This window comes from Gordonia sp. 11cp, assembly GCF_057767225.1.
Genome location: NZ_CM173437.1, coordinates 4,810,126 through 4,821,227, shown reverse-complemented (window position 1 = coordinate 4,821,227; position 11,102 = coordinate 4,810,126). Strand labels below are relative to the sequence as shown.

Annotated in this window: 9 protein-coding genes; all 9 read left to right on the top strand. The window is 68.3% G+C overall.

Annotated features, from left to right (window positions below):
• Nucleotides 1-149 precede the first annotated feature (149 nt).
• Genes AC3B6C_RS21525 through AC3B6C_RS21485 form a run of 9 tightly spaced genes read left to right on the top strand, consistent with a single transcriptional unit; the run spans nucleotide 150 to nucleotide 10,973 of the window.
• Complete coding sequence (locus AC3B6C_RS21525) at nucleotides 150-1,031, top strand: glycosyltransferase family 2 protein (RefSeq protein WP_425307025.1); 882 nt, start codon at nucleotides 150-152, stop codon at nucleotides 1,029-1,031.
• Nucleotides 1,021-2,361: a lipopolysaccharide biosynthesis protein gene (locus tag AC3B6C_RS21520; RefSeq protein ID WP_488374076.1), complete on the top strand. Its 1,341-nt coding sequence runs from the start codon at nucleotides 1,021-1,023 to the stop codon at nucleotides 2,359-2,361. The genes AC3B6C_RS21525 and AC3B6C_RS21520 overlap by 11 nt, the downstream gene beginning before the upstream one ends.
• Entirely contained in the window at nucleotides 2,358-4,043 is a 1,686-nt protein-coding gene (locus AC3B6C_RS21515; protein WP_488374075.1) for a glycosyltransferase family 2 protein, read from the top strand. The genes AC3B6C_RS21520 and AC3B6C_RS21515 overlap by 4 nt, the downstream gene beginning before the upstream one ends.
• Nucleotides 4,040-5,788, top strand: coding sequence for a hypothetical protein (locus AC3B6C_RS21510; RefSeq protein ID WP_488374074.1), 1,749 nt, complete (start codon nucleotides 4,040-4,042; stop codon nucleotides 5,786-5,788). Before AC3B6C_RS21515 ends, AC3B6C_RS21510 begins: the two co-directional genes overlap by 4 nt.
• Entirely contained in the window at nucleotides 5,785-7,068 is a 1,284-nt protein-coding gene (locus AC3B6C_RS21505; RefSeq protein ID WP_488374073.1) for a hypothetical protein, read from the top strand. Before AC3B6C_RS21510 ends, AC3B6C_RS21505 begins: the two co-directional genes overlap by 4 nt.
• Nucleotides 7,065-8,246: a glycosyltransferase family 4 protein gene (locus AC3B6C_RS21500; protein ID WP_488374072.1), complete on the top strand. Its 1,182-nt coding sequence runs from the start codon at nucleotides 7,065-7,067 to the stop codon at nucleotides 8,244-8,246. The genes AC3B6C_RS21505 and AC3B6C_RS21500 overlap by 4 nt, the downstream gene beginning before the upstream one ends.
• Nucleotides 8,246-9,007 (top strand): alpha/beta hydrolase, encoded by a 762-nt coding sequence (locus tag AC3B6C_RS21495; RefSeq protein WP_488374071.1) that lies wholly within the window; start codon nucleotides 8,246-8,248, stop codon nucleotides 9,005-9,007. Before AC3B6C_RS21500 ends, AC3B6C_RS21495 begins: the two co-directional genes overlap by 1 nt.
• Entirely contained in the window at nucleotides 8,980-10,188 is a 1,209-nt protein-coding gene (locus AC3B6C_RS21490) for a glycosyltransferase (protein WP_238556679.1), read from the top strand. Before AC3B6C_RS21495 ends, AC3B6C_RS21490 begins: the two co-directional genes overlap by 28 nt.
• Nucleotides 10,185-10,973 (top strand): glycoside hydrolase family 16 protein, encoded by a 789-nt coding sequence (locus AC3B6C_RS21485; RefSeq protein WP_488374070.1) that lies wholly within the window; start codon nucleotides 10,185-10,187, stop codon nucleotides 10,971-10,973. Before AC3B6C_RS21490 ends, AC3B6C_RS21485 begins: the two co-directional genes overlap by 4 nt.
• Nucleotides 10,974-11,102: the final 129 nt, after the last annotated feature.

Genomic DNA, 11,102 nt, shown 5'->3' with positions numbered 1-11,102 from the left:
CGGGGGGAAAGGTTCCGGCGTCGCCCAGCCCCGAGTTCGGGGGGCTTCATGCGCAACTCACTGGTCCGACAGGCCGCCGCGGTTGCCGGCATGTCGGACCGACCATGTGTGAGCGCTTCGCTTCTGGTCGACCGGAAAAGGTTTTTGTCATGGGGGAGAATCAATTCGCTCCCGGGGGGAGTTCTGCTGTTCCCGGGATCTGGGACCATCTGGCGCCGGGAACCCCGCGCCCGAAGGTCTCGGTGATAGTGCCTGCGATGAACGAGGCGAGGAACCTGCCGCATGTCGCGGCGCGGATGCCACCGGACGTCGACGAGATCGTCGTCGTCGACGGGCATTCGGTCGACGACACGGTGGCGGTGGGTCGTGCCCTGTGGCCCGACGGCATACACGTCACCCAATCCCGCAAGGGCAAGGGCAATGCGCTGGCCTGCGGTTTCGCCGCCTCGTCCGGCGAGATCATCGTGATGATCGACGCCGACGGAAGTACTGACCCGCAGGAGATCTCGCGGTACGTCTCGACGCTCGTGGACGGTGCGGACTACGCGAAGGGCTCACGGTTCGTGGCCGGCGGCGGCAGCGCGGACATCACCAAGGTTCGCCGCGTGGGGAACTGGGGACTCAATCTGATTGTGAACACCCTCTTTTCGTGTCGGTTCACCGATCTGTGCTACGGCTACAACGCGTTCTGGCGGCAGTGTCTGGGCGTCATGCAACTGCCGTCCACGGCTGAGCCCGATCCGCAGTGGGGCGACGGTTTCGAGATCGAGACACTCATCAACGTCCGTATCGCGGTGAGCGGTCTTCGGGTCGCCGAGGTGCACAGCTTCGAGGCGAACAGGATCCACGGAGAGAGCAACCTCAACGCGGTTCGCGACGGACTCCGCGTGCTGCGGACGATCCGTCAGGAATTCACCCATCAGCGCAGGTCGGCCCGGTCGGTGGGCCCGGTCCGGAACCTGCCGCCGGTGCCAGCCGCGCCGGAGCCGCGCGGCGACTCGGGCTGGGCGAGATCCCGCAATGTCAGCTGACGTCGACGCCGGGCATCCATCGACCTCACGGTACGGCGCTCAACGAGTTCAACGCGAAGCGATTGCGGTCGCCATCGGTTCGGCGATCAATGCTGTTCTCGGGGTTGCCTTCTGGGCGTTCTCGGCGCGGTTCGTGGCACTGGACGAGCTCGGTGTGATGACGGCCGTCCTGTCGGTCATCACTGCGGTCGGATCGGTCATCGCCGCGGGTGTCGGCGACGCCTACACCGCGATCCTGCCCGCCGTCGGTCGCGACCGCCCAGCCGTGTTCCGGCGTGGCCTCCGCCTGACGACTGTGCTGTCGACCGTCGCCGGAATCGTCAGCGGCCTGGTGGTCATCACCTCGCTGTCCGAGGTGCGCGGCGACTACGCGGTTGCCGCCGTCGTCGTCGTCGGGATCATCGCCTGGTCGGCATACGGATTGCAGAGCGCCACGCTGATCGCCATCGGGCGGGCGAACTGGACACCGCCGTCGAACATCGCGCACGGCGTCGCCAAGATCGTGGTGCTGCCGGTGCTCTGTGCGACCATCGCGTGGCAGAGCGTGCCCCTCGCGGTGGTGATCGCCTCTGCGGGAATGGTGGTGGTGCTGCGGCCGTCGATCAGGCGGCTGATCGACACCGGTGACGGGCTACCCACGAGCGGAACCATCTCCGCGGGACAGGCGATGGTCGAGTTCCATCGCGTGGTCAGCCGTACGACCGCGTTGTCCGGGCTCAACCTGGGCGTTCTCGCCCTCACTCCATTTCTCGTGACACTCTTCGCCGGTCCCGAAGACGGTGCGCGATTCGCCCTCGTCTTCGCGATCGTGTCCACCCTCGACTTCATCGGTGCGTCGATGGCGGTGTCGCTGGCGGTTCATGCGTCCGCGGAGCCCGCCTCGGCCGGCGCGATGGCCAAGAGGCTCATGGCCCGTGCGGGTGTCGTGACCGTGCTCGGATCGGTCGGCGCCGCAGCAGTCGTTCCCACCGCGCTTCATGTGCTCAACCCGGCCTACGACAGGGGCACGACACTTGCCGTGGTCGTGGTGCTGTGCGCGGGCTCGATCATCCGGTTGCCCTATCTGATGTGGGCGGCGCTGCGGCAGTCGGAGCGGCGTCTTCGGGCGCCGTTGGTACTCAGCGGCGCCACCGCGATCCTGCTGTTCGCGATGATGCCGGCGTGCTGCGCGGCGTTGGGAGCCGTCGGTGCGGCGTGGGTCGTTCTCGCGCATCAGGCAGTACTCACCGCGGGAGCGGGGATCGTGTTCGGGCGCAGGTACTTCGGTGATAGTGCCCGTGGTCGCGAAGCGTTGTACCGCGGCTCGTCTCGGAAGAAGGAGAAGCGATGAGAGACACCGAGACGTCCACTGGACCGGCGACGCTCACACCGGTCAGACAGATCGTGGGCGCGGGTCCGGTGTGGTCGGGAGCCGTCTGGGTGGGGCAGGTCGAGGACGGGGACATCCCGCCCGGGCGGATCGAGGTCGTCGGCGGCTCCGGCTTCTCCGAAGCACGGTTTCTCGTCAGACGGGACGGTCAACCTCTCGGCTTCGTCCAGGTCCCGATCGTCGACGGTACGGTCGACGGGTCGATTCTGCGCACACGCGCCCGTGAACTGCCCGGTCTCGTGTCGCAACCGCGTCGGGAGACCTCACCCGCGGTGTCGGTGGTGATCTGCACCAGGGACCGCCCGGACCATCTCGCGCGGCTGTTGGCGAGCCTCGTCGAACTCGACTACCCGGAGTTCGAGATCCTGGTGGTCGACAACAACCCGGCGAGCGGTGTCACCCGGCCCGTCGTCGAAGCGGCTTCCGGCCTTCCGGTGCGGGTCGTCGACGCGGTCGGGCAGGGATTGTCGATCGCCCGCAATGTCGGTGTCCGCCATGCTGTCCACGACATCGTCGCCTTCACCGATGACGACGTGGTCATCGACGCGCAGTGGCTCGATCGCCTCGTGATCGGCTTCGAACGGGACTATCGCGTGGCCTGCGTCTGCGGGATGGTGCCGTCGGTGGAAGTGCTGACGCCGACGCAGGCCTGGTTCGACCATCGGGTCGGTTGGGCCCGGCGGTGGGAACCGGCGCTCTACGGGCTCGACGACCACGCGGCGGACGACGACCTGTTCCCGCTTCGCGTGTCGGAGTTCGGGACGGGCGCCAACTTCGCTGTGCGCAAGGCGGCGGTCACTGCACTCGGCGGGTTCGACGAGGCGCTCGGCGCCGGGTCGCCCGCCGGGAGCGGTGAGGACATGGACATCTTCGTGCGGATCCTTCTGTCGGGCCGGCTCCTCGCGAGGGAGCCCGGTGCGATCGTCTGGCACAGCCATCGGGAGAACGTCGCCGAACTCGACAAGCAGATGCACGACTACGGAGTCGGGTTGAGCGCCCTGCTCGTCAAGATGCTGGTGCATCCCCGCACCACGGGCATGGTCGCCAAACGACTCGTCGTCGGTGTGCGCCATCTGGGAGCAGTCACCGACGTCGAGCATTCCGCGGCGCTCGCGGCGGAGCCCGAGCTGGCCACGGTACGCCGGCGGGAGCTGACCGGCGTCGTTCGTGGTCCGTGGAGGTTGCTGCGAGGCAGACTCGCCGGGCGTAGCGGCACTCCGCTGCGCAACCGTGCGCGCGGGGTCGCCGGGCTCTTCGACTTTCGTCGCGAGCAGATGTGGGGGGACCGGGGCAACACGATCCTGGCGGGCCGCCTGGCAGGCACCGCCGTCTGGTGCGGGGCGATCGGCATGCTGGCGGCGGCCGGGGTGCTGCCGGGCGCGCTGCAGGCGCTGGCGGTGGCAGTGTTCGTCCTGGCCGGGCCCGGTTCACTCGCGGTGTCGTTCTCGGCATACCTGCCGGGTTCGGCGCGTTGGGTGCTGGTCCCGACGCTCGGTTCGGCCATCTGCACCTTGTCGGTGACAGGTCTGCTGATGGCCGGGTTCTGGGATCCATCGGCGCTGTTGGCGGGCCTCGGCGCGCTCACGAGCGTGGGAGGACTGCTGCGTGGCAGGTACCTCGCGTCCCGGGCGGTGCGGCGATGACGGCCACCCCGACCATCAAGCCCATCACCACCGCACGCGAATCGGCAGCCACGGGTTCGACAGCGGCGGGGTCGGCGGCACGGGTCCGCCCGCCGTGGCGCCGGGTGGCGACACCCTGGGTCGTGCTGGCGCTCTGCCTGGCGTGTTTCGTCCACGGCGTCCGGACGATCCCGACGTCGGCCTTCAACCAGTTCGGACTGCTCGCCGGGGCGTCGCCGACGTATGCAATCTCGATCGTGCTCGCCGCACTGGGTTTCGGTGTTGCGATACGACAGCGCAATTCGCCCGCGGCGGTGACGGCGATCGTCGCGATGGTCGTGTGTCAGCGGCTTCCGCGGGCGATCTCCACCGAGGAGCCGATGTATGCATGGACCTACAAACACCTGGGTGTTGTCGACCATGTCCAGCAGAGTCATTCGCTCGCGCACGGTATCGACGTCTACAACGGCTGGCCCGGGCTCTTCGCACTGACCGCCTGGCTCAGCGATCTCACCGGCGTCGAGCCGATCGACATCGCGCACGGATTCACCCCGGTGTTCTGTCTCGCATTGGCCGCTCTGGTCTACGCCGCGGCGCGTGCCTGGCGATTGACGCGGGACCAGAGTCTGACGGCGACGTTCCTGGTGGTGTCGTTGAACTGGGTGGAACAGGACTATTTCGCTCCCCAGGCCTTCGCCATCCTCCTCACGGTCGGCATCCTCGTTCTCATCGGGCTGTCCCGGACCCGGCCCGCGGGGACCCTCGCCCTGGTGATCCTCTTCGCTGCTCTCGCCATCTCCCATCAGCTGACCCCGTACTGGGTCCTGGGAGCTGCCTGCCTACTCGTGCTGGGGCGACAACTCAAGCCCTGGTGGGTCGTCCTGCTGATGGCCGCGGCCCTCGCCGCGGTTCTCGCCTACAACTTCGACGTCGTATCGCAGTACACGCTGTTCTCCAGCGATGTCACGGGCAATGCGCGGACGAATGGTGCGGGACTCACCGGAATGGCCGGACAGGTCGTCGCGAGCTGGGTGATGCGACTTCTCACGGTGTCGATGTGGGGCGCCACCGCGACCGTCCTGCTGATCAGATGGCGACGTCGCCAGCCGGTCTGGGCGCTGGGAGTGCTGGCGCTGAGTCCCATCCTGATTCTCGGTGGCCAGAGCTACGGGGGCGAAGCGGTGTTCCGCGTGTTCCTCTACTCGCTGGTCGGTTGCGCATTCGTCCTGGCTCCGGCGCTGGTGGGTGGATTACGTTCTCGGCCGGCCATATCCGTGCCGGCGTTCGCGGTGTTCTTGTTGGTCACCGTGATGGCCGCACAGGCGTCCTCGGCCAACTGGTACACGAATCTGATCGGTGCCCCGCAGGTTGCGGCAAGCGAGGAGCTGCTGGAGGGCAACGTCTTTCCCGCCTACGTCACGCCGCTGGTGCCGACGTGGCCGGAGCGCAGCACCGGCGACTACGTGCGCTTCGCCGAGTTCACCGACACCTACGACCACTCGCTGATGTTCGTACCCGGAATGCGCGGCCGGAGTTTCGCGTCCGACACCGACTACCAGCAGTTCATGTCGGTCGTGACCGGACGGGACCGGCCGACGTATCTCGTGCTGTCCGAACCGATGCGGGCCTACGGCGCCTATTTCGGAATGTTCCCGGCCGACTCGGTCGCGAACCTACGCGCCCACGTGTCCACCGACCCGCGGTGGGAGGTCGTCGACGACCGTCCCGGCGCGTGGGTCTACCTGTACCAGGAGGCTTTGAGATGAGTAGAACCGTGACGAGCGATGCGGTGACGAGTGACACCGGGGCCGGCAGCAGCACCGGTCGGACGGACCCCCTCGCGTTGCAGAGGCGCGACCGGCCATGGGCCGGAACGGTGTTGAGCCTGCTGCTCGGCCCCATCGACCTGCCACCCCTCGAGGGTGTCCGGGCGGCGGTGGCCAGGGTGGCCGAGGAGAATCCCCATGCCCGCATCGGATGGGGACTCGACCGCGACGAGCTGCGCTGGATACCCGGAGCGCCGACCGAGGCCATGGTGACCGAGGGCGCGGCGTGGGACGACACCACGGGTATCGGTGAGGTCGTGGATGCGATGGTCGCGGACGCCGACCCGCACCTGCCGCTCCAGTTCGTCGTGTACCCGGGATATCTCGGGATGGTGGTCTGGCATGCGCTCGGCGACGGGCGGAGCAACGGCGCCCTCATCGAGGCCGTGGCCGGCGCGGCGTCCGGCGGCGAGTACAAGCCGGTGGCCTCGCACCCGTCGGGACGGGCACCGGTTCTCGCCGCCGCCTGGGCGACCTTCGGGCGAGACCCGAAACGGCTGCGCGCGGCCTTCACCGACCGGCCGGATCGTCCGGAGACACCGACGTCCGGTCTGACGGTGCCCTGGCGACCCTCACGGAAGACGTTGTACACCAGTATCGACGGTGCGGTCCGCGACGAAGTGTTGTCCGCCGCGCGGGAGGCGTCGGGCAAGGTCAGCAACTTCGCGGTCATGGCCTTCGCGGTCACCCGGGCGCTGCGTGAGGCCGGCATCGTCATCGCGCCGATCTCGAACGTCGTCGTCGACCTGCGAACCTACCTCGACGGGGACTGGATCAACGGCAACTTCCTCGGCTCGCTGCCGATCCGGATCGACGACCGCACCTCGATCTCGGATGTGTCGCAGTCGATCCGCTCGGGTCTGCGGACGGGCCGGCCCCTGGCCGGGGCGGTCCTGTCCTCCGTGCGTACCGGCGGACGACGGCACCGCACCGCGATCCCCGAGTCTGCCGACCGGGGCATGCCCGCGGTCGTCTCCTTCTCCGATGTCGGAATGCGCACCGACATCCCGTTCGCGCCCGGTGGCCGTCCGGTGTACGCGAGCAGTTCCGAACCCGATGGGCCCCACGGGGTGACGGTTGTCGGCCTGCACACCCGCGAGGCGAGTCTGCTGTCGGTCTCGTTCCACGACAACGTCGTCGACGCCGACCGCGTCGGCGCTGCGCTCGCCGCGCTGACACATGACTTCGGCGCGATCGTCGCGGGAGGGAGGGTGCGGTGATCAGGGTCCTGGCGGTCTCTCCGTCGCCCGACGTGACCGGCGCCGAGCAGAGCCTCCTCAACATCGCGGCGCACTTCGAGCAGTCCGCGATCCACATGACCCTCGCCGCTCCCGCAGGCGGGACTTTCGAGAAGCGCTGGCGCGAGACGGGTCTCGGGTTCCACGCGCTGGATGTTCCCGCCCGGCAGGGATTGCGGTCCGGGGATGGCCGCCGGTGGCATGGTCTGCGTGCGCTGTCGACCAGCGTGTGGCGAACGGTCCGGGCGACCGGCCGGCTGGTTCGCTCGGTCCGGGAGACCGAGGCCGACGTGATCCACTCGAATCTGCTGATGACGCACGTGGATTGCGTGATCGCGGGTTTGCTCACCGGGGCGAGGCCGGTGCTCGAACTCCACGAGATCGTCGCGCCGGGTCTCCCGCGCTGGATTCTGGGCGCGCTGATCCGCATGTCCGGTGCGACCATCGCCATCAGCGCCGCGTCACGGGACCAGGTGCCGACGTGGGCCCGAGCCGGAGTGGTCGTGGTCCCGCAGTGCGTCGACCCCCGCCGGTTCGACACCCGCCGAGAAGGGAACGGCGCGGCCGACACCCCGTGGCGGGCACGGCTCGCGGCACGCCCGGACGAACTGATCGTGGCCGCCGTCGGCCGCGTCGACCCCGAGAAGGGTCTGCACATCCTGGTCAGAGCGGTTGCGCGGTCCCGGGAGAAGGGACACCCGTTGCAGTTGGCCCTGGTGGGTTCGCCGGGGACCGACGATGGACGGTACCTGTCGGAGCTGACCGCACTGGGTGCGGAACTGCTCGGTGAGGCGGTGCGGGTCGTCCCGCACACCGACGACATCGCCGGCGTGCTGGGCGCGATCGACGTGCTCGCCTGTCCGTCCTACGCAGAACCGTTCGGCATGATCTTGCTGGAGGCCCAGTTGTGCGAGCTACCGGTGATCGCCTGCCGGTCGGGCGGGCCGGCGGAGTTCATCGAGGACGGGGAGACCGGGTTGCTGGTCGAACCGGGGGACGTCGACGATCTCGCCGCGGCACTCGTCCGGCTCGCCGAGGACGACCTCCTGCGGAAACAGCTGGCGCGTTCCGGTTCCGAGCGTGTGCGCGACGAGTACACCGCTCCGGTGCGTGCGAGTCGGATCGGATCGCTGTACGAGTCAGTGGCGGGTGTGCAGTGATGCGCCGTGTCGGCCTCGTCATGATGCTGGCGGCAGTGCTCGCGTCGACGGGGTGCTCGTCGGTCGACGACGGCGGCCTCACCCGTGACCGCGTGGTCGTGGACGGGGAGAACACTGTGGGCGTCGTCGACGCGGATGTGACCACACGAGGCGTCGTCGTCTACTTCCACGGGCTCGACGAAGACGAGTCGATCCTCGAGAAGGATGACCCGCACCGGTCTCTCGTGCGCGATCTCACGGACGCGGGCTACGCGGTCGTGGCCAGTCGTGCGGGCGGAAATGCATTCGGAAACAATGCGTCCCAGCTGAACTACGCCGAGTTGGCGACCTGGGCGGCCGACCGGTATCGCGTCTCCGACGTGTTCTTCCTCGCGGAGTCGATGGGAGCGATCGCCGCGATGAACCTGCTGGCGAAAGATCCGGACCTGCGGCCCCGAGGGCTCGCCGCGATCGGGCCCGCGCTGAATTTCGACCAGGCGCCTGCCGACTATCGGACGAGTATCGCGGACGCGAACCCCGATCCGGCTGCGGTCGATCCGATGCAACTGCCGGTGGAAGCGTTGAGCGGCAGCAACATCCGCTTCTACGTGAGCCCGTCGGACACCCTGGTCCCGACGTCGGCGAATGCCGATGCGTTCCGCGCGCGGTTCGGTGGCGCGGCGGACATCTCGATCGTCGAATGCACGGGACCGCACCTGGATCCGTCGTGCCTGCAAGGAGAGGACGTGGTGACGTGGTTCAACGGACTCACCCGTTGGTGATCGAGGAGGCGCCCGCACCCTCGGTACCGGACACCGGCATCGAGCGGGTGATGGTCGTGGGCTCCGGGCCGCACTTCGTGAGCGGGATCAGCTACTACACGCACGCTCTCAGCGAAGCGCTCGGTACGCGGTACGACACTTCGGTCGTCCTGATGCGACGCCTGCTGCCGACCCGGATGTACCCGGGCGCGGAACGGGTCGGCGAACCCATCGCCGACCTCGAGTATCCACGGGAGATGCACGTCTACGACGGGGTCGACTGGTTCTGGTTCCCGTCCATGTTCCGGGCCCTCTTGCTGTTGTGGCGGCGTCGCCCGCACGTGGTCACCTTCCAGTGGTGGACCGGGACCGTCGCGCACAGCTATCTGTTGCTCGCCGCGGTGGCACGGTGCCGCGGATCGCGAATCATCATGGAGATGCATGAGATACAGGACACCGGCGAGGCGGACATACCTCTCGTGCGTCGGTACACCCGCATCATGATGACGCTCCTGCTGCGACTCGTCGACGGCTTCGTCATCCACTCCGAGGCGGATCTGGTACCCCTGGCCACGACCTATCCGATCGGCTCGAAACCCGTCGAGGTCGTACGGCACGGGCCCTTCCGGCAGTATTCGTCGAGTTCCCGACCGACGCGGGTGGCGCCGGCGGACTGCACCAACCTGACCTACTTCGGCACCATCCGGCCCTACAAGGGGCTCGAGGATCTCATCTCTGCGTTCGAGACCCTCGAGAACCCGGAACGGTTCTGGCTGACGGTGATCGGGGAGACCTGGGAAGGGTGGGAGCTGCCCGCCCAGCGCATCGGCACGAGTCCGCTCGCCCATCGGATCACCTTCGTCAACCGCTACGTGACCGACGCCGAGGCGGCGAGCTGGCTCGCCGGCGCGGACGCCCTGGTCCTGCCGTACCGGAGATCGTCGGCCAGCGGCCCGTTGCACGTCGGCATGTCCCTCGGCCTGCCCGTGGCGATCACCGCCGTACCGTCCCTGACGGAGGCGGCGCGGGGTTACGACGGCTGCGTGTTCTTCCCGTCGGGGGACATCGGTGCCCTGCGCGATGCCCTCGTCACCGTCGCGACGATGCGCGACACGACCTTCGATGATCCCGCGTCCTGGCAGCATTCGGTGCAGGCGTACGGAGATCTCGTGGGCCGAATCGATGCACGGGCTCGCCGGTGAACCGCCACCGTCAACGGAGTCGCTCCGGAGGGCTGTCCCGTCGATACCTCTGGATCGCGTTGCCGCTCGCGGTCATCGCCGTCCTCGCCCTGGTCGGTGGTCATCAGCTCGGCGTCGGGTCGTCATCGGCGGATCCGGAACGGTGCACCGCCACCGCGGCGCAGCGTGGGGGATGGGGGAGTCCGTCGAAACTGGATTCCTTCGACACCGAGGCCTCGCTGGACAACTGGTGGATCTACGACGGTCCGGGTCACGCCGACAACGGCCGTCGGACGCCCGACGCGGTGGCCGTCTCGGACGGCAACCTGGTCATCACCGCCCGCCCGGACGGCAGCTCGGGCGGGATGGCCGTTCGCGGCGGGGGCAGCAAATTCGGGCGCTGGGAGATCTGCTCGCGGTCCTCGGTGGCCGCGCCGACGTGGCACGCGGTGGCGCTGCTATGGCCCGACACCAACGACTGGCCGGTCGGAGGCGAGATCGATTTCATGGAGATCATCGATCCGCTCCGCCGTTCGGTCGAATACAACCTGCACTACGGAGCGCAGGACGACATCGAACATCACCGGGTGGAGGTCGACGCCACGAGATGGCACGCGTGGGCGGTGGAATGGACCCCGCGCCGCATCGCGGTGTACCTCGACGGAGAGCTGTGGGCGCAGAGCACCGACGTCTCCCGTTTTCCGCCCCGCTCGATGCACCTCTGTCTGCAACTCGACAACTTCGGCGGGCCGACGGTGCCGGGTGGCGAGATGCTCGTCGACTGGGTGACCGAGTATTCCGTGTAGCGACCTGACGTCATAGCCGGTGGATTTCGGTCCCGAGTGGGTAATCTTTGCGCCGTGGGCGACGAGACTTGCCGATGCGGTCACGACCGAGCGGCGCACGAGCACTATCGGGCAGGCACCGAGTGCGCA